The organism is Providencia sp. PROV189 (genome assembly GCF_028480065.1).
Taxonomy (GTDB): domain Bacteria; phylum Pseudomonadota; class Gammaproteobacteria; order Enterobacterales; family Enterobacteriaceae; genus Providencia; species Providencia stuartii.
Genome location: NZ_JAMPOG010000002.1, coordinates 122008 through 141635 on the forward strand (window position 1 = coordinate 122008; position 19628 = coordinate 141635).

Consider the following 19628-nt stretch of genomic DNA (forward strand, 5'->3'; position numbering starts at 1 on the left):
ATTACTTATATATTACCAATGCTAGTTTACAGTTGTTAACGCTTGGGGTATTAAAGAATAAACTGATCTTTTTCAGGAAAACCTGAAGCAAAAATTGCGTCAGGTTGTTTTAGCCAGCATGCCGTGATTTGCACGATATCTAACGGCAGTGGAATAAAAAATTTCCTTTTCCTGATAATATTAATTGCTTAGCGAATAACTTGTCCAAAACGGAATGTTTTGCTTATTTATATTTAGTTCAAACTATTCTAATTAATAGGTCATAATAAAAAACATAGCCCCACAAGTGTGGGGCATATGGATTACGACATTGCATTGCTTGAAGCTTAATTTTACTGCTAGGAGTCGTTTAAGCAATCTTTTTTCTGCTCAATTTTTTTCTTGCTCTTAAAAAGATGAGTCAGAGGGGTACGTAATTGCTGTGCTAACATAACACCTAATAATACCACGCCACCACCAATTAAATGGTAGCTTTGCAGCTCTTCACCGAGCGCAAAGATAGCGATGATTGCTGTAAATACTGGCGCTAAATTCATAAAAATCGAGGTCGTATTGGCGCCTAGGCGCATAACCCCTTGGATCCACAATGCAGGTGCGAGGATAGAGGCTGCAATACCCGCGAAGGCCACAAGACCAATGTTGTGACGGTTAAGCGACACGTCATCTGCCAATAAGAAATTGGGAATTAATAAAATAACGCCAAAGAAAACTTGTACATACAGTGAATCCCAACTTGATAATTGAATAGCCCAACGCTTAGTTAAGACGCCATATAAGGCATAAGCGGCAGAGGCAATCAACATCAACAGTTCACCGGTGCCTAATCCTTGGGAAAAGAGCGTTGCAGGGTTACCTTGGCTGACTAACCAAGTTAAACCCGCCAGCGATAACAGAGTACCGATAAAAATACCAACGGTTGGGATCACTCGCAGGACAAAAATACTGATGACAACGGTTAATAATGGGATTAAGGAGTTCATAATTCCCATAAAGGTTGCACTGACAGAATGAGCGGCATAATAGGCTAAGCTTTGGTAGAGCATCATACCCAGCGCCCCTAAAATGGCGAGTTGCCACCAATGTTTTCTGACTATCGACCAGTGACGCAAGACAGAGCGTAGCACAAATGGAGTCATGACAAGCAGAGCTAATGCCCAACGGTAAAAGGATATTGCGGCGGGATCGATAGCGGTTGCCGCGGCTTTATTCACTATCGCATTCATTGACCAAAGTAAAACCGCTATTAGCGGAAATAATAAATTTTTCATTAAAAGTTTCTCCCTAATGAGTGGCGTTAGTATACCGTTGTCAGATTTTTTATATATACTGATATCCAGACATTCGATAACGGTTTTCAGACAACATTTATGCAACAAGATCAAAAATCACCAACATGGCTGATTAATGAATGCAATATTATCGAACCTGCATTCATTGCATTGCGCCATGAACAAATTGATACTCAAAGCGAGTACAAATCGCATTCCCATCCATTTGGTCAATTGTTATATGTGGTGTGTGGCATTATGGAAATGGAAGTCGAAGGCAAACACTACCTTGCACCACCGGAATTTTGTGTTTGGATCCCCGCAAATACACAGCATGCAAGCTTTAATAAGCAGAGTGTGAAATTTCGTATTATCGATTTCGCGCAACGTTTTAGCGATAAATTATCATCCCGTGCTGGTGTGATTAAGCTCAGTCCTATTTTTCAAACAATTATGGCCGATCTTTATCAAAGGGGGGTCGTCGAGCCACAAACGGAGGAGGACATACGATTAGCCAGTGTACTGATTGACCAATTTGCAGTGTCACCTTGCCAAAAAACGTATCTGCCTATCACCAAAGATAAATTCTTATCGCCAATCCTAGCGTCTTTGCAAAAAGACCCTTCCGATAACACCACACTTGCGGATTGGGCGAAACGGAGTTACACCTCAGAGCGTACATTGTCGCGTCGTTGCCAGCAAGAGCTGGGAATGTCGTTTAGCGAATGGCGTCAGCGTTTACGCTATTTGCACGCCGTTTCTGCACTGGAACGAGGGAAAAGCGTACATGAAGTCGCACTGGATGTTGGCTATAGCTCAGCGTCTGCATTTATTGCGATGTTCCAACAGATCTCAGGGGTAACACCCGACCGTTTCCGTGCGAAAGAATAGTGAAATCACAGTAATCGCACATAGGCAATGTGCGTGGAACGTGGCAAAATAAGCACTCATAAAATGAAACAACCATACAGTAGTTTGTATGTTGATCATTGAGCATACAATGACATGATTGGGGCGAATAAAGTGAAAATTTTGGTTGATGAAAATATGCCGTATGCTCAGCAGTTGTTTAGCAAACTGGGTGAGGTTAAAGCCGTACCTGGGCGTCCAGTACCTGAAGTTGAGCTTCTGGATGCAGATGCGTTAATGGTACGTTCGATAACAAAAGTTAACCGAGCACTATTAAGTGAAACGCCTGTCAAATTTGTTGGTACTGCCACGGCAGGTTTTGATCATGTAGATACGGCATGGTTGAAGGAAGCCAATATCGCCTTTTCTTCGGCTCCGGGGTGTAATGCCATTGCGGTGGTTGAGTATGTTTTTTCGGCCTTATTGATGCTTGCTGAACGTGACCATTTCGATTTGCGTGATAAAACGGTCGGTATTGTTGGTGTCGGGAATGTGGGTGGACGCCTCGCTAACCGATTATCCGCTTGGGGAGTGAAAACGCTTTTATGTGACCCGCCTCGTAAAGCAAAGGGGGAACAAGGGGCGTTTTTACCGCTGGAAACCTTGTTAGCTGATGCGGATATCCTAACGTTCCATACCCCATTGAATATGGATGGCGCAGATAAAACCTATCATTTAATGGATGCTGAACGCTTATCTAACTTACGTGATGGTACGATTTTAATTAATGCGAGTCGTGGTGAGGTTGTTGATAATCAAGCACTATTGTCTTTGTTAAAGCAAGGCAAAAACATGAGCGTTGTGTTAGATGTTTGGGAGCCAGAGCCTAATTTAGACACTGAATTATTAGAATGGGTAGATATTGGCACACCGCATATCGCAGGTTATACCTTAGAAGGGAAAGCGCGTGGTACGACTCAAGTTTATGAAGCGTACTGCCAATTTTTAGGTCAACCGGACCGTATCGCGCTATCATCGTTATTACCGAAACCGGAGATCAGCGCCATCACTTTTCTCGGTAAATTAACGCAAAGTCAACTCAAAAGGTTAGTTCATCTGGTGTATGATGTGCGTCGCGATGATGCCGCACTACGTGAAGTAGCGGCAATCCCTGGTGAATTTGACAAATTACGTAAACACTACCAAGAACGCCGTGAGTGGTCCTCTCTTGAAGTGCACTGTGATGATGAACAAACGGTATCTCAACTTGCTGCACTGGGTTTTAATGCACATTTAATTAAGTGATCACAGCGTGTCTCGATAAAGGTTGGTGAATGTAACATCAACCTTTTATTAAGACGCGTAGATGATTTCATTTAATGGTTATATTTTTGGAGAAACAGCAATGACTGAAGGTTGGAATATTGCGTTATTGGGAGCCACCGGGGCTGTCGGTGAAGCTATTTTAGCATTATTACAAGAACGCGAGTTCCCTGTTGGCGAATTGCATCTATTGGCGAGTGAACGAAGCGCTGGAGAAAGCCTGCGTTTTAATAATAAAAGTTATCAAGTTCAAGACGCTACCGATTTTGATTGGTCACAAGCTCAAATCGCGTTTTTCGCCGCTGGGGAAGAAGCCAGTTTATATTATGCAGAGCGTGCCGCCCAAGAAGGGTGCATCGTGATTGATACGAGTGGTGTATTTGCGCTTGAACCTGACGTACCTTTAGTTGTTCCCAGCGTGAACCCTCATGTGCTTGCTGATTACCGTAACCGCAATATTATTGCACTAGCGGATAGTTATGTAAGTCAGTTACTTAGTGCGACGAAGCCATTGATTGAAGCGGCGGGTATCGGCCGTATCACCTTAACGAACATGTTGTCTGTTTCCTCCTATGGCAAAGCGGCTGTTGACGAGTTAGCGGGGCAGAGTGCTCGTTTATTAAACGGTATTCCTGCGGAAGAAGGGCGTTTTAGTAAACAATTGGCGTTTAATATGTTGCCTATGCTGGCAGATATGGAAGGCAGTGTACAGCAAGAACGCCGTTTAGTTGAACAAGTCAGAAAAGTTTTACAAGACGATGGACTACCTGTTGCGGTGAGTTTTATTCAATCGCCTGTGTTTTATGGCAATGCTCAAGTGGTGTATCTCGAAACATTGCGTCCTGTTGGAGTAGAAGAAGCTCGAGATGAACTGGAACGTTTTGATGATATTCAGGTCTCAGAAGAAGGTGATTATCCAACTCAGGTCACTGAAGCATCGGGTAATGATCGCTTAAGTATTGGCTGTATTCGTAATGATTATGGTATCCCTGAAATTTTGCAATTTTGGTCGGTGGCCGATAATGTGCGTTTCGGTGGCGCTTTAATGGCAGTGGAAACGGCTGAAAAACTGGCTCAGGAGTTGTTTTACTGATGTCAGAGTCAACTAAGTTGTCTCGCATTGCGTTAGGCATCGAATACAATGGGAGTCGTTATTATGGATGGCAGCGCCAACAGGAAGTGAAAAGTGTGCAAGGCTGTCTTGAAGACGCTTTGTCAAAAGTGGCGAATCATCCGATTAATGTATTTTGTGCAGGTCGCACGGATGCAGGGGTTCACGCAACGGGGCAGGTGGTGCATTTTGATACCCCTGTGATCCGCAAAGAAGCCGCATGGACAATGGGAGTCAATACCCATTTGCCAGAGGATATTGCGGTACGTTGGTGTAAACCTGTCGATGAAGAGTTTCATGCGAGGTTTAGTGCAACAGCACGCCGTTACCGTTATGTCATCTTTAATCACCGTTATCGGCCAGCGATTTTGTCCAGTGGAGTGACACATTTTCACTATCCACTAGATGAAAAAAAGATGCATGAAGCGGCGCAAGCTCTGTTGGGGGAAAATGATTTTACCTCATTCAGAGCAGTCCAGTGTCAGTCGCGGACACCTTGGCGTAATGTGATGCATGTGCAAGTCACACGTCACGGTAATTATGTCGTGGTGGATATTAAAGCCAATGCTTTTGTTCACCATATGGTCAGAAATATAGTGGGAAGTTTGCTAGAAATTGGCTGCGGTAATCAGGATATTAATTGGATGGCACAATTGCTCGAACTAAAAGACAGAACGAAAGCTGCGGCAACTGCCAAAGCTGATGGCTTGTATTTAGTATCCGTTGATTATCCTGAAAAATTCGCTTTACCGTCGAATGTGATGGGGCCATTGTTCTTAGCGGACGAACTGATGTGAATCTAATTTTATATACTCTAAATAATTTCAGAAGCAGCTAGGTGACTTGTGTGGTTGTCCAGAGTCAACAGTGCCGTCATTGAAGGTATCATGAGTATAGCATGGATGCTATTGATAATGAGGTTTGTATGGAGTTTATCAGTTTTATTATCGACTTTATTTTACATATCGATGTCCATCTAGCAGAGTTAGTTGCTGAGTATGGTGTATGGGTGTACGGTATTTTATTTCTGATCTTGTTTTGCGAAACTGGGCTGGTCGTTACCCCATTTTTGCCGGGAGATTCGCTGCTGTTTGTCGCAGGGGCTATTTCCGCGTTAGATAGCAATGATTTAAACGTACATTTAATGGTCGCATTGATGATTACAGCCGCTATTCTTGGTGATGCTGTTAATTATGCGATCGGGCGTATTTTCGGCGATAAACTGTTTAAAAACCCGGATTCAAAAATATTCCGTCGTGTTTATCTGGAAAAAACCCATGCTTTCTATGAGAAGCATGGTGGTAAAGCAATTATTTTGGCTCGTTTTGTGCCGATTGTTAGAACATTTGCGCCATTTGTTGCGGGAATGGGCAAAATGTCTTATCGTCATTTCGCCTTTTATAATGTGACAGGGGCGTTATTATGGGTACTGTCATTCACTTATGCAGGTTATCTGTTTGGTGATCTACCCGTTATACAACAGAATTTGAAATTATTGATAGTGGCAATTATCTTTATTTCAATTCTTCCGGGGGTGATCGAAGTGATTCGTCATCGTCGTGCAGCCGCGAAAGAAAAACGTGTTGCGGTTGAAAAAAGTGATAATCCATAACGGATTTAAAAGTTTTTATCCACAGTGGTGTACCATTGTGGTTTAATGGCACAAAATTACATACTGGCGTTTTACCTGAGTGAGTTGATGTGGCAATTATTTTTGTTGCTTGAATTCGCTAAGGAAAGTCAGAGATCAATCAGACGAAAAGGTCCATTAATGAGCTGGATTGAAAAAATATTAAAAAAAGGTAACTTGACCCAATCAAACAAAGTCAACATCCCAGAGGGTGTTTGGACAAAATGTGATAGCTGTGGGCAAGTCCTCTATGGGGCTGAATTAGAGCGTAACTTACAAGTATGCCCTAAATGTGATCATCACATGCGTATTCATGCACGCCAGCGTCTTGAAGCTTTCCTCGATGAAAACTCGACAACAGAATTAGGCAGTGAGCTTGAGCCAAAAGATGCGCTGAAGTTCCGTGATTCCAAAAAATATAAAGATAGACTCTCAGCGGCTCAAAAAGAGACCGGTGAAAAAGATGCTATCGTCGTAATGAAAGGAACGTTAAAAGGGATGCCAGTTGTCGTGGCGGCTTTTGAGTTCTCTTTCATGGGAGGCTCTATGGCTTCCGTGGTAGGTGCACGTTTTGTGCGTGCGGTTGAACAAGCTCTAGAAGATAACTGCCCATTGGTTTGTTTCTCTGCTAGTGGCGGTGCGCGTATGCAAGAAGCGCTGTTATCACTGATGCAAATGGCAAAAACCAGCGCGGCATTGGCCAAAATGCAAGAGCGTGGGTTACCTTACATTTCTGTGTTAACTGACCCAACCATGGGGGGGGTTTCTGCAAGTTTGGCGATGCTAGGTGATATCAACGTGGCTGAACCAAAAGCGCTGATCGGTTTTGCAGGTCCTCGTGTTATTGAGCAAACTGTGCGTGAAAAGCTACCTCAAGGCTTCCAGCGTAGTGAGTTCTTACTGGAAAAAGGGGCGATTGATATGATTGTTCGTCGCCCTGAAATGCGTGATACCTTGGCAGATGTATTGGCAATGTTGACTAACAAGCCAAGTTTTAATACCACTGAAGATACATTAGTCGTCGAAGAAGAGGATGTGAAAATCGATATCGCCAGTGACGATGCTGTCATCGATGCTCCTGAGCAAGTAAAGGACTCTGCTAAGCATAAAAAAGATGATGAATAATCAGTTTACAATCCCTAATGCCGAGTCTCCGCTGGAGGCTTGGCTCTCTTATCAGACAAACTTGCACAGCCAAAATATTGATATGGGGCTAGAGCGAGTTGGCTTAGTCGCCCGCAAAATGGGTTTAACACAACCCGCACCTCGCGTCATTACCGTCGGTGGTACTAATGGTAAAGGTACAACCTGCCATACGATTGAATCTATTTTGATGGCTGCCGGTCTGAAAGTCGGTGTTTACAGCTCACCACACCTTGTTCGTTATACGGAACGTGTTCGTATCCAAGGTTCGGAATTGGCCGAGTCCGACTTTTGCCGTGCCTTTGCTGAGATTGAACAAGAGCGAGGCGATATTTCTTTAACCTATTTTGAATATGGCACGCTGGCGGCATTAACGTTATTTAAGCAAGCCTCATTGGATGTCGTGATCCTTGAAGTGGGTTTAGGTGGTCGCTTGGATGCGACGAATATCGTCGATGCAGATGTCGCGGCGGTGACCAGTATTGCACTCGACCATACCGATTGGTTAGGGTCAGATAGGGAACATATCGGTTTTGAGAAAGCCGGTATATTCCGCGGTGGTCGCTATGCGGTTGTCGGTGAACCTGATATGCCTCAGTCAATTGGTCAACATGCCGAAAATATCGGTGCGTTGCTGTTTCGTCGGGATAAAGATTGGTCATTTGAACAACAGCAAGATTGTTGGGCATGGCAGAGTCGTCAATGCCAATGGCTGAATTTACCACTACCTAATGTGCCGTTAGCAAATGCAGCGACCGCATTGGGGGTGATATGTTGCCTTAAAGAGATTGATAGCCAACTTGCGACTAAAATCACTGATCAGGCAATTCATGACGGCTTGCGATCGGCTCAGTTACCGGGGCGCTTCCAAATTATTGGTGAAAAGCCATTAATGATTTTGGATGTCGCGCATAACCCGCACGCTGCTGGATATTTGATAAACCGCTTAGCACAACTGCCTGCTGTGGAAGGGCGTCGTGTCAGAGCCGTGGTGGGAATGCTTGGAGATAAAGATATTCAAGGTACACTCACCTGTTTATCAGAGCAAGTGACGGATTGGTATGTGGCTCCTCTTACTGAGTTTCGTGGGGCGCCTGCCTCGCAGTTGAGTCAATATCTTGATTCACCACAAGTATTTGATTCAGTCGATGACGCGTGGCAAAAAGCGTGCCTTGATGCAACAGATAACGACATCATTGTTGTTTGTGGCTCATTCCATACGGTCGCTCACGTAATGATGTTGTTAGAAAATTCAAAAGGATAAAATCGGTGGCGAGTAAATTTCAGAATCGTCTTGTCGGTGCCATTGTTTTAATCGCGGCGGGGGTCATTGTATTGCCTGCGCTACTTGATGGCGATAAGAAATATAATGAAAATGAATTTGCGGCCATTCCTATTATTCCTAAACCTGGTGATGAACAGGATATCGAAGCTATTGCACCGCTGGCACAAAATCCGGCGTCAGGCCAAGCTTCTGAGGCTATGCTGTCAGAAGCGATTTCCGAGCAGAAGCAGGAGGAGCAACAGCGACAGCGTGAGCAACAAGCCGCTGCAAATTCTGCCTCTCAACCTCAAGAGGTGCCGAATATCCCTGCTGAGGCACCTAAACAGGTGGAGCCAAAGCCTGAACCTAAACCAACGCCAAAACCTGAGGTTAAAGTAGAGCCGAAGCCAAAACCTGAGCCTAAGCCAGAAGTACAGGCCCCACAAGGTAAAGCTTTTGTGGTACAGCTTGGGGCGTTGAAAAATGCAGCAAAAGTTGAGGAAATTGTCGCAAAATTGAGGTTGTCAGGGTATCAGGTTTATACCGTACCTTCACGGCCAGTCAATGGGCAACTGACGCGAATTTTTGTCGGACCAGAAGCTTCAAGGCAATTGTTAGAAGGCGCACTACCTGAGCTACGTTCAATCACGGGGCTACAGGGAGAGATTAGGGCTTTTAAGCCATGATATTAAAATAGGAATATCACAAAAAGCCTGAGCTTTTAATCAATTACAGCGGCGAAGATGAATTTTTCTTTTCGCCGCTGGTTTTTTTAAATTGTATGTAAATTGGTTACGCAAACGTTTTCGTTTTCTGTTAGAATGCACTCCAGCCACTGCCGTGGGTGCGAATTTTGGAATAAGATATGGTCTGGTTAGATTACGCAATTATTGCCATCATTGGCTTCTCGGCATTGGTAAGCCTGATCCGTGGGTTTGTTCGAGAGGCGTTGTCACTAATCACATGGGGTTGTGCTTTTTTTGTTGCTAGTACATTTTATCCTTACTTGGCGGAATACTTTACGCGCTTTGAGGATATACTGGTACGAAATGGTATCGCCATTGCAGCATTATTTATTGCGACATTAATTGTCGGTGCTGTTGTGAACTATGTCATTAGTTCTCTGGTTCAAAAGACTGGCTTATCGGGTACAGATCGTGTTCTGGGGATCTGCTTCGGAGCGTTGCGTGGGGTATTGATTGTATCGGCATTACTCTTTTTTCTCGATACTTTTACGCCCCTACCTCAAAGTGAGGATTGGCAACGTTCGGAACTTATTCCGCAGTTCAGTCATATAATCAGGTGGTTCTTTGACTACCTGCAAAATGCGTCAAGTTTCCTACCGGAGAATATTTCTCCGTCTGGCTGATGAGGAAAGACTAAATGTGCGGTATTGTCGGTATCGCCGGTGTTACGCCGGTTAACCAATCAATTTATGATGCTTTGACGGTGCTTCAGCACCGTGGGCAAGATGCAGCAGGGATTGCTACCATTGATGGCAAAAATAATATTCGCTTACGTAAAGCGAATGGCCTCGTCAAAGATGTCTTTGAAACGCGGCACATGCTCCGACTACAAGGTAATATGGGGATCGGTCATGTCCGTTACCCAACCGCAGGTAGTTCGAGTGCATCAGAAGCGCAGCCCTTCTATGTGAATTCACCTTTTGGTATCACCCTTGCTCATAATGGTAATCTGACAAATGCGCATGAATTAACGCGCCGTTTATTTGAAACCGCCCGCCGCCATGTCAACACAACCTCCGACTCTGAGATTTTGTTGAACATCTTGGCTTATGAATTAGACCGTTTTGACCACTTTCCGTTAGAGCCAGACAATGTGTTTACGGCAGTTGCGGCAATGCATAAAAGGTTGCGTGGCGCATACGCATGTGTTGCATTGATTATTGGGCACGGTATGTTGGCGTTTCGTGACCCTTATGGTATCCGGCCATTGGTCTTGGGGCGCCGCATATTAGAAAACGGCGCACAAGAGTACATGGTCGCTTCAGAAAGTGTTGCGTTGGATACGTTAGGCTTTGAATTCTTACGTGATGTCGCACCCGGTGAAGCGGTTTATGTGACAGAGCAGGGGCAGTTGTATACTCGCCAATGTGCAGAAAACCCACAATTAACGCCTTGTTTATTTGAATACGTCTATTTTGCTCGTCCAGACTCTTTTATTGATAAGATCTCGGTTTACAATGCGAGACTACGTATGGGGCAGAAATTAGGTGCTAAAATTGCCCGTGAATGGGAAGATCTGCAAATTGATGTGGTTATTCCAATTCCAGAAACCTCTTGCGATATCGCCCTAGAAATTGCCCACATATTAGATAAACCATATCGCCAAGGATTTGTCAAAAATCGCTATGTGGGGCGCACCTTTATCATGCCAGGCCAGCAGGAGCGTCGTAAGTCGGTGCGTCGTAAGCTCAATGCAAATCGTGCAGAGTTTCGTGATAAAAACGTATTGTTAGTGGATGACTCTATCGTGCGTGGCACGACCTCAGAGCAGATTGTCGAACTTGCTCGTGAAGCTGGCGCGAAAAACGTCTATTTTGCTTCCGCTGCACCAGAAGTGCGTTTCCCAAATGTGTATGGCATCGATATGCCGAACGCGAATGAATTGATCGCCCATGGGCGTGAAGTCGATGAAATTCGTAAACTGATTGGGGCAGATGGATTAATTTTCCAAGATCTGAATGACTTGGTTGATGCCGTTCGTGAAGAGAATCCAGAAATTAATGAGTTCGAGTGCTCTGTATTTGATGGTATCTATGTCACAAAAGATATTGACCAAACTTACTTAGATTATTTAGAAAATCTCCGTAAAGACGATGAATTAAAAATTAAAGATCAAAATGAAATTGAGAACCTAGAAATTTATAACGAAGGTTAATCATTTCTTTATACATATTAAGAATGCCAGCGAGATGATTGCTGGCATTTTTTATTCACCGCGATTGATTCTACAAATACTTTTCAATAAAAACATTCAAAAAAACTGCATTTATTTTAATCTTTAAATTAGTCAGTGATGAAAACAGTTGCTAACCTGAAATCGGTTTCTTGCTCTTATTTAATCACCATAAGCGATTTTTATTTGATTACCAGATACCAAAAGACAATAAAGATATTAGGCTCTTATTTGAGATAAAATAGGTAATTAATCGTTGTGAAATCAATATTTAAGTTAGGAATTAAAAGCACGTTATTAAAATAAAAATTTCCAGTTATATCTGATATATTGCTGTTTTTAATTGAGTATCTTGTTGTGAATATCCTCATGCATCTGGAGTTCTCATGATTGACCTAACAGCCTTACCCGATAACTTAAAGCCTTTTGTTGATAAAATCACGGCTACAGCTAAACCAACCATAGAGATGCAACTCACGCCTGTTGAACAGCCGATTTTGTGGGAAAGTCGTATTGGTGGCATGCCTTATTTGCCTTTAGGCTCAGATTTTCCTGTCGATAGTGATGGCATTCCTTTAAAACTATTGGCACAAATTAATTTCGCACAAATGCCGCCACTTGAAAACTATCCAACAACTGGATTATTGCAGTTTTTTATCGGCGGTGATGATTTGTATGGTGCGGATTTTGATGATCTACAAACCCAAAACGGTTTTCGCGTCATCTATTGGGATAGTGTTATTGAAGATAACGCAAAACTCCAACAAGACTTCTCCACCATTGAAGCCGCTTATGAAGATGAGTATTACTCACCAATAGAAGGGCAGTTTAGTCTCGAATTCACACCCGCGACACAATATATCAGCTCGAACGACTTTCAGTTTGGCCGCAAAATTTTAGATGTTGATGATCTGTATGATTACGAAGATCAGTTTGAAGGCGAGGATTTTTACGATGAATGGCTAGAACCTTACAATGAACACTTTGTGTCGAACGGTCATCGTATTGGCGGCTATCCTTTCTTTACTCAAACCGACCCTAGAGAGTATCGTAAAGAAATTCAGGACTATGTATTGTTACTGCAAATCGACAGTGATTATGAAACTGGCATTTTATGGGGCGATATTGGCGTCGGTAACTTTTTTATTCATCCTGAAGATTTAAAAAATAAAGATTTCAGCAAAGTGGTCTATAACTGGGATTGTGGTTGATAGATTTAAGGGCTTTTCATTGCGATAATTGCTACTATGGTTGTTGGTGATATCGAATCGTGCGGGGAGCAGAATGAAGAAGCTAATCATTGGGTTAACAGGAGCAAGTGGCGCAATCTATGGCGTTAGGTTATTAGAGGTGCTAAAACCTGTTAAGAATGTGGAAACCCATTTAGTGATGAGCGCAGCGGCCCGTCAAACCTTATCATTAGAAACACATTATAGTGTCAAAGAGGTTCAGCAATTAGCTGATCATCATTATGATAGCCGCGATATCGCCGCGGCTATTTCTTCCGGCTCCTTTCGTACAACGGGTATGGTGATTATGCCATGCACCATGAAAACACTTTCTGGCATTGTACACAGCTATACCGATACATTAGTCACTCGTGCTGCCGATGTGGTCTTGAAAGAAGGTAAAAAACTCGTTCTAGGGGTACGTGAAACACCGCTGCATTTAGGGCATTTAAAGTTACTGGTGCAAGCGGCTGAAATGGGAGCGGTCATTATGCCGCCAATGCCAGCCTTTTATCATCAGCCTAAATCCATTCAAGATATTGTTGACCAAACAGTGAACCGAATCCTCGATCAATTTGATATTGAATTAGACCAAGATTTATTTACCCGCTGGCAGGGTGGGAAATAGTTTTATTCGATTGCCAGTTATAAATTGTCGCCGTTTAGTTAATCTACTGACCATGACGCATTGAATGGTCAGTAGCCTGCTCAAACTAGCTCGTTGAACTATCACGTGTTTTAAATAAATCTTCTAAGGCGATTTTTAACTCAATATATTCAAATTGAAAACCCGCCTCTTCCAAGCGTTTTGGGATAGCTTGCTGCCCACCAAGCACTAACGTCGCTGCTTCACCCAAAATGGCCTTAATCATAAAGGCGGGAGTTCGAACAAAAGCGGGGCGGTTAATGACCTCGCCTAAAATAGCGGCAAATTGGTCATTATGGACAGGATAAGGCGCTGTCATATTAAAGGGGCCTGATAAAGTTGGGTTATCAAGCAAAAAACAGATAGCATTGACCATATCGTTAATATGTATCCATGGCATAAATTGTTTGCCATGACCAATTGGGCCACCAGCCCCCATTTTAAAGATAGGAAGGACTTTTGCGAGCGCACCTCCGTTTAATGACATCACAATGCCTGTACGTAATAAACAAACGCGGGTCGATGGTGATTGCGCATTTTGAGCAAGGGCTTCCCAATGTTGGCAGAGTTGATGAGTAAATTCATCGTGTGGCTGCTCTGATTCTGTGACAACGGCTTGGCCTTGATCGCCATAATAACCAACCGCAGAGCCAGATAAAAAAGTATGCGGTGGTGTTTTACTTGCAGCGATTAATTCAGTTAAGCGTTGAGTGATTTTCCATCGGCTATCACACAACAATTTTTTCTGTTCATCACTCCAGCGCTTTTCAGCGATAGGCTCCCCAGCAAGGTTAATCACAGCATCAAAATCATTGAGATCTTGCTTATCCTGTAGTGAAGTCCAACATTCGATAGCCTTACAAAAGCGGCTGTAGACTTTCTGCGGGGAACGGCTTAGTACTGTTACCTTATCAGAGCGAGCAACAAGCCGTTGTACGAGAGGTGTACCAATTAAACCGGTACCACCGGTAATAAGTATCCGCATAATCGCCTCCTGTGAAAAATTGGACTAATCAGTGTAAAGCTTATCTGAGCTAACTATAGCAGCTACTCAGAAAATTTGCTGAGACTGCATTGCATTTCCTAAAAATTCGCTTGTTGTTGCTGTAAATAGCCTATTATTAAAGCTCCTGCAACATGAAATCAATACTCAAATTTGTGTGCTATCACTTGCAAGGGGAACGTGAAAAGCATACCTTGTTACAGACTGTTTGCTTGACCGATTTCGGCAATAGTTCTATGGCATAAAAACTGTGTTAACAGGTTAAAAAAAGGTTTTAAGGATGGAAGAACAAACCGAAGTGGTTGAATGGGTTGACATTGTTGATGAGAACAATGAGGTTATCGCTCAGGCCACACGTAGCCAGATGCGAGCAGAGAACTTACGCCATCGTGCTACTTACATTGTTGTCCATGATGGAATGGGCAAAATACTGGTACAAAGGCGAACGGATAGTAAAGATTTCTATCCGGGCTACTTAGATGCGACTGCTGGCGGAGTGGTGACTCAAGGTGAAAATATTTTAGATTCTGCTAAGCGTGAAGCAGAAGAAGAATTAGGCATTGCAGGCGTGCCGTTTGCTGAACATGGCTTATTTTATTATGAAGGCGAAAACTGCCGTATATGGGGCGGTCTGTTTAGTTGTGTGAGCCATGGCCCTTTTGCATTGCAAGAGTCTGAGGTGGTTGAGGTGAATTGGTTAACGCCAGCCGAAATTAGTGCTCGTTGTGATGAATTTACCCCTGACTCCTTAAAAGCGCTCTCTTTATGGTTAACACGGAATAATGAGTTTGAGAAAGCTATTTCGTGTGCAAATAATTCGTAACTTAACGACTTAAATTGATAAGGGCTATGCTTTAGCCCTTTAATTCATACTGTCTTCTATTCTATAGTGTTACTGATACTATATTATAACTATTAGTTATAATTAATAAGTGGGCTATTTGATATATTTATATGCCCACTGAATTATGCCTTCCTGCTAATTAATTCTTGGTCACCATGTTGCACCATCCGAGAGAATAAATAATGACAATTCATAAAGATGTATCTTCTTTAAAACAACAACACCTACAAAATGTCACGAATAAAGCCCGTGCGATTATGGAGCGAGAGGGGATTGAAGCCCTCGTAGCTACCGTGGGAGATAATTTTTATCACTTAACCGGTTTTGCTAGTTTCTTCATGTATACCTTTAGGCAAACAGGCTCGGCGATCGCGGTAATTTTTCGTGACCCATCAGTGAAATCGCTGGTGATTATGAATGAATTTGAGGCTGCAAATTTGCAATTGGAAATGCCTAATGCACAAGTGCGTACATTCCCAATATGGGTTGATGTGGATGATCCTTATCACCCTGATAATGGCAAAGTTGTTAAGCAAAGGCCTATTCATAGCCCGATTGAGACTATTTTTACGCTATTAAAAGATGCGCTGGCCGAAGCCGATGTATATGGCAAACCTGTCGCCATTGAATTGGGTCAAATCAGCCATATGGGGAAAGTGTGGCTAGACAAGGTGATCCCAGAATTAAATCTAGTGGATTCCGCTCCGCTCTTCAATGAATTGCGCGTTATCAAGAGTGAATGGGAAATCGCTCACTTAAGAAAAAGTGCTCAAATTACAGAAGCGGGTATTCAAGCTGCTAGCGAATTAATCAAAGTGGGTTGTACTTCCGCTGAATTAACCGCAGCTTTTAAAGCTAAAGTGATGGAGTTTCCAGAAACTAACTACAGTCGTTTCAATTTAATTTCAGTCGGCAGTGATTTCTCCCCAAAAATGCTACCGGAAAATGTGCCTGCGAAAGAAGGGGATCTTATTAAATTCGATTGTGGTGTTGATGTTGCGGGATATGGGGCTGATATTGCAAGAACCTTTGTCGTTGGCAATGCTAACGATAAAGTTAAAGAGATTTATCAAACCATACATAAAGGCCATGAATACATGCTCAACCGTGTCGCTCCCGGGGTACGTTTAAGTGATGTGTTCAATGAAACCATGGCATTAATTCGTTGTTCTGGCTTACCACACTATAACCGTGGTCACTTAGGGCATGGAGATGGCGTATTTGTCGGGTTAGAAGAAGCCCCTTTTGTGAGTGCAGCGACGACTGATGTGTTTCAGCCGGGAATGGTGATGAGCCTAGAAACACCTTATTACGGTATCGGCATTGGCAGCATTATGATTGAAGACATGCTGCTAGTCACTGAAGAGGGAGTTGAGATGCTCAGCCATTTGCCACGTCATTTGGTTTCTGGTGGTTAAGTAAGAAGGAATTAATGTATGAAATGGTATCACTTTTTGGTGATCTTCCCGCTACTGGCTCTAACTGTGGGTATTTACTATGCCAATCGCGTAGAGCCTTTTGTTATGGGATTGCCTTTTTTAATGTTTTGGATTGTGGCTTGGGTGGTGATCAGCGCTTTAATTATGCTGCTAATTAATATTTTAGACTCTAAAAAGAATAAGGAAAAACAATGAGCTACGCTTTAGTTGTCATTACACTGTTTTTCCTATTGAGTATCTACCTTGCATTGAGGTCGAAAAAAGGTAAAACCATGGATCACGAAGGGTGGTCTGTTGGTGGACGTAGTTATGGCGCTTTATTAGTCTTTTTACTCAGTGCAGGTGAAATTTATACTACCTTTACTTTTTTAGGGGGGAGTGGCTGGGCATATGGGAAAGGGCCTGCCATATTATACACATTGGCGGTTAACGCTTTTATGGGGATATTTCTATATTGGGTGCATCCTCGTGTATGGCGATTTGCTAAGCAGAATGATATTAGAACCATCTCTGACTTTTTTGGGGCAAAATATCAAAGCCAAGGCTTAGCACTATTGATTAGCCTAATTTCCATTGTGGCGATGGTACCCCTTTTCGTATTGCAGCTTAAAGGGCTTGGTATTATTGTTTCTCAAGCCTCTTATGGTGCTATTCCCGCAGATATGGCGATTTGGATAGGCATCATTGCAGTGACCTTGTTTGTGATGATTTCAGGTATTCATGGTTCAGCATGGACATCGGCATTAAAAGATTTGATGATCTTAATTGTTGTTGTCTTTATCGGTGTTTATATTCCCTTGCATTACTACGGTAGTTTTGGCGATATGTTCCGTGCTATCGATACGGCTAGCCCAGGCTTTCTGACATTTTCTGAGCAGGGATTGAATATTCCGTGGTATATCTCAACTATCTTTTTATCTGTAGTGGCTTATTTTTGCTGGCCGCACTATATGGCCGCCGTATTTACAGCTAAAGATGAAAAGTCATTAAAGCGTAATAGTATTCTCATTCCTGCATACAGCTTGATTATGCTGTTTGCGTTCTTTGTTGGTTATGCTGCAATATTACAAATACCGCATCTTGATGGCTCAATGGTGGATTTATCGTTATTTGAGATCGCTAAAACCACATTTTCACCGCTTATTGTTGGTCTTATTGGTGCCGCGGGTATGCTGACGGCATTAGTACCTGGTTCAATGTTATTATTGACGACGTCTAATATGTTGGCGGGAGTGGTGCAAAAAGCATTAAATGTGAGTGAAGAGAAACGTCAATCAGGGATTTATGCGCGTTTTATGGTGCCTTTGGTTGCGTTAGTGAGTTTGTACTTTATTTTTCACAGCAACGACACATTAGTGGCTATCATGTTATTAGGTGTTAATATTGTCGCACAATTTTTCCCCGCGTTATTGATGAGCTTTAGAAAACATAACCCTATGACGGCGACGGGGGCAATGGCTGGTATTATCGCAGGGGTCATTTTCCTTGCAGTGACTTATATTGAGCACATTTCGTTATCGCAACTGTTCCCTTGGTTAGGCAAAGGGCTTGAATTTATGAATATCGGTATCGCTGCATTTGTGTTAAATATTATTGTTGCAACGGTCGTATCGTTATTGATAGGTAGAAAGCAAAAAGCGATTTAGATGTTATCGTTGATAGGGCAGTGTTTTTGCCCTATCAATCAGTTAGTTATTTCTAATAGGTGGTGTAGCGGTTATTTGCTGGTATGGTTTTTAATATTTTAGTTTTATAACCCCATAAGTTAAATTGTTTTTCTGTGATGTTTTAATTTGCTACTTTTCATTCTTAATGCTTTTGCATCTTGGTTTACCAAGCGCTCATCTATTCTTGGTGCTTGGATATAATTGAATGTTTGATTTGCAGCCAGTGAGCTAGACAAACTGACAGTTTTTTCTTCAGTTTTGGCTCTCATTTCAAACTTATATGACTTATCATTAAACAGAGCATTTAAGAAGTTAAAAAAATGACTTTTATCGGTTGTTTTAAATAGTCCTTTATTCGGTTCGAAAAATTCAAAAATAGGTTTGCCATTTCTATATTTAACGACAATTCCCATTGAGTGCGTTTGACTGCACAGGTTACCAATAATATCCTTTTTCTTTATTAAGCAATCTTCAATGTGTGCTTTTAATTCTTTGGATGTAAAGGTGATATCGAAATCAATAGATGTAATTGAGTCATAATGTATATTTTGTATATTTTCAAGCTGTGTTAATCTTTCTTTTGTAAGCTTTAAATAATAATCTTTCACTAAAGAGAAAAATAGTGGAAAGCGCAGTGAGTCTATTTCGCTTTCATTCTGAAAACATTTTGAAGAGACATCACTAACTAAGTTATTATAACGGTTTTTTTCTAACTTAAGAGGAGGATTAAGTGCATCATGATAAACTTTATTGATAAACTCGTGTAGCTCTAGATATAAATGTTTTTCATCCTCTTTAATTGATAACGTGTTTTTTTGAAATAACCTATTTATGTAATCACAGTCATCTTCATTATATTCTTTTTTTATTTTATTGAATTTATTCAGTATGTCTCTTAAAAAATAAATCATGTGATGATGATTTTGAATGTTCCTAGCTTTATTGAAATTCTGATTTAACAAGGCTTCACTATGTTTTTTAAAGGCTTTATAATGATAGGTGTCTTTTAAAAAATCAACCAACTTTATTTTTTTATGTTTTTATAAGCGTTATATGTCTCAGTGACATAGATCTCTTCTTGGTTTGCATGAGCATAATATAAAAAAGAGTTAGTTAGCCCATAACAGATCCCATCTTGTAAACTTTTCATATTATCTACCCCAATTATTTTTTTAGAAAAATTATTTTTTGAGGTGTTTTTAAAATGGTTGATAATATCAACTTGCTCAAATTTTACTGAATATTTAAAAGCATCTAGCATGCTCATCTCCGCGCTTAATTATATTTTAAATG

General features: G+C 41.9%; 20 protein-coding genes. 16 read left to right on the forward strand and 4 right to left on the reverse strand.

Annotation, left to right across the window (positions count from 1 at the left end; all coding sequences use genetic code 11):
* Positions 1-338: 338 nt before the first annotated feature.
* Positions 339-1268, reverse strand: a complete 930-nt coding sequence (locus PR833_RS00930; protein ID WP_014656279.1) for a DMT family transporter — start codon at positions 1266-1268, stop codon at positions 339-341.
* Between the two features lie 99 nt (positions 1269-1367).
* Here PR833_RS00930 and PR833_RS00935 point away from each other — a divergent pair, with 99 nt between their 5' ends.
* From PR833_RS00935 to PR833_RS00990, 12 genes are all read left to right on the forward strand, one after another.
* The gene (locus PR833_RS00935) at positions 1368-2159 is read left to right on the forward strand and encodes an AraC family transcriptional regulator (protein WP_004921194.1); all 792 of its coding nucleotides are present in this window, start codon (positions 1368-1370) and stop codon (positions 2157-2159) included.
* Between the two features lie 132 nt (positions 2160-2291).
* A complete protein-coding gene (gene pdxB / locus PR833_RS00940) occupies positions 2292-3422 on the forward strand; it encodes a 4-phosphoerythronate dehydrogenase PdxB (RefSeq protein WP_040133500.1) in 1131 nt (376 codons plus the stop codon).
* 100 nt (positions 3423-3522) lie between these two features.
* Positions 3523-4533 (forward strand): aspartate-semialdehyde dehydrogenase, encoded by a 1011-nt coding sequence (locus PR833_RS00945; protein WP_014656277.1) that lies wholly within the window; start codon positions 3523-3525, stop codon positions 4531-4533.
* Positions 4533-5348: a tRNA pseudouridine(38-40) synthase TruA gene (gene truA, locus PR833_RS00950; RefSeq protein ID WP_004921188.1), complete on the forward strand. Its 816-nt coding sequence runs from the start codon at positions 4533-4535 to the stop codon at positions 5346-5348. The genes PR833_RS00945 and truA overlap by 1 nt, the downstream gene beginning before the upstream one ends.
* Positions 5349-5476: 128 nt before the next feature.
* A complete protein-coding gene (locus PR833_RS00955; protein WP_036943938.1) occupies positions 5477-6163 on the forward strand; it encodes a DedA family protein in 687 nt (228 codons plus the stop codon).
* Positions 6164-6322: 159 nt separating this feature from the next.
* Entirely contained in the window at positions 6323-7306 is a 984-nt protein-coding gene (gene accD / locus PR833_RS00960) for an acetyl-CoA carboxylase, carboxyltransferase subunit beta (RefSeq protein WP_036943936.1), read from the forward strand.
* Positions 7299-8588, forward strand: a complete 1290-nt coding sequence (gene folC / locus PR833_RS00965) for a bifunctional tetrahydrofolate synthase/dihydrofolate synthase (RefSeq protein ID WP_183124486.1) — start codon at positions 7299-7301, stop codon at positions 8586-8588. Before accD ends, folC begins: the two co-directional genes overlap by 8 nt.
* Before the next feature lie 5 nt (positions 8589-8593).
* On the forward strand, positions 8594-9274 hold the full coding sequence (gene dedD, locus PR833_RS00970; RefSeq protein WP_004921181.1) for a cell division protein DedD: 681 nt from the start codon (positions 8594-8596) through the stop codon (positions 9272-9274).
* 179 nt (positions 9275-9453) lie between these two features.
* Positions 9454-9957, forward strand: a complete 504-nt coding sequence (gene cvpA / locus PR833_RS00975) for a colicin V production protein (RefSeq protein WP_004921179.1) — start codon at positions 9454-9456, stop codon at positions 9955-9957.
* 14 nt (positions 9958-9971) lie between these two features.
* Positions 9972-11489, forward strand: a complete 1518-nt coding sequence (purF, locus tag PR833_RS00980; RefSeq protein ID WP_036940930.1) for an amidophosphoribosyltransferase — start codon at positions 9972-9974, stop codon at positions 11487-11489.
* Between the two features lie 404 nt (positions 11490-11893).
* On the forward strand, positions 11894-12718 hold the full coding sequence (locus PR833_RS00985) for a YwqG family protein (RefSeq protein ID WP_061063890.1): 825 nt from the start codon (positions 11894-11896) through the stop codon (positions 12716-12718).
* Between the two features lie 73 nt (positions 12719-12791).
* The gene (locus PR833_RS00990) at positions 12792-13364 is read left to right on the forward strand and encodes a UbiX family flavin prenyltransferase (RefSeq protein WP_004921169.1); all 573 of its coding nucleotides are present in this window, start codon (positions 12792-12794) and stop codon (positions 13362-13364) included.
* Positions 13365-13449: 85 nt separating this feature from the next.
* On the opposite strand, the gene PR833_RS00995 is transcribed toward PR833_RS00990, so the two are convergent.
* Positions 13450-14367, reverse strand: coding sequence for a TIGR01777 family oxidoreductase (locus PR833_RS00995; protein WP_004921167.1), 918 nt, complete (start codon positions 14365-14367; stop codon positions 13450-13452).
* A 298-nt stretch (positions 14368-14665) separates the two neighbouring features.
* Here PR833_RS00995 and yfcD point away from each other — a divergent pair, with 298 nt between their 5' ends.
* From yfcD to PR833_RS01015, 4 genes are all read left to right on the forward strand, one after another.
* Complete coding sequence (yfcD, locus tag PR833_RS01000) at positions 14666-15208, forward strand: NUDIX hydrolase YfcD (RefSeq protein ID WP_004921163.1); 543 nt, start codon at positions 14666-14668, stop codon at positions 15206-15208.
* A 203-nt stretch (positions 15209-15411) separates the two neighbouring features.
* Positions 15412-16647: a M24 family metallopeptidase gene (locus tag PR833_RS01005; protein WP_004921161.1), complete on the forward strand. Its 1236-nt coding sequence runs from the start codon at positions 15412-15414 to the stop codon at positions 16645-16647.
* A gap of 18 nt (positions 16648-16665) precedes the next feature.
* Positions 16666-16863: a DUF3311 domain-containing protein gene (locus PR833_RS01010; protein ID WP_004921159.1), complete on the forward strand. Its 198-nt coding sequence runs from the start codon at positions 16666-16668 to the stop codon at positions 16861-16863.
* Entirely contained in the window at positions 16860-18314 is a 1455-nt protein-coding gene (locus PR833_RS01015) for a sodium:solute symporter family protein (RefSeq protein WP_004921157.1), read from the forward strand. The genes PR833_RS01010 and PR833_RS01015 overlap by 4 nt, the downstream gene beginning before the upstream one ends.
* Positions 18315-18433: 119 nt before the next feature.
* Here the strand turns inward: PR833_RS01015 and PR833_RS01020 are convergent, their stop codons facing one another.
* Positions 18434-19357 carry a YopT-type cysteine protease domain-containing protein gene (locus PR833_RS01020; RefSeq protein ID WP_272525824.1) on the reverse strand — a complete coding sequence of 308 codons (924 nt, stop codon included), beginning with the start codon at positions 19355-19357 and terminating at the stop codon, positions 18434-18436.
* 2 nt (positions 19358-19359) lie between these two features.
* A complete protein-coding gene (locus PR833_RS01025; protein ID WP_014656271.1) occupies positions 19360-19596 on the reverse strand; it encodes a hypothetical protein in 237 nt (78 codons plus the stop codon).
* Positions 19597-19628: the final 32 nt, after the last annotated feature.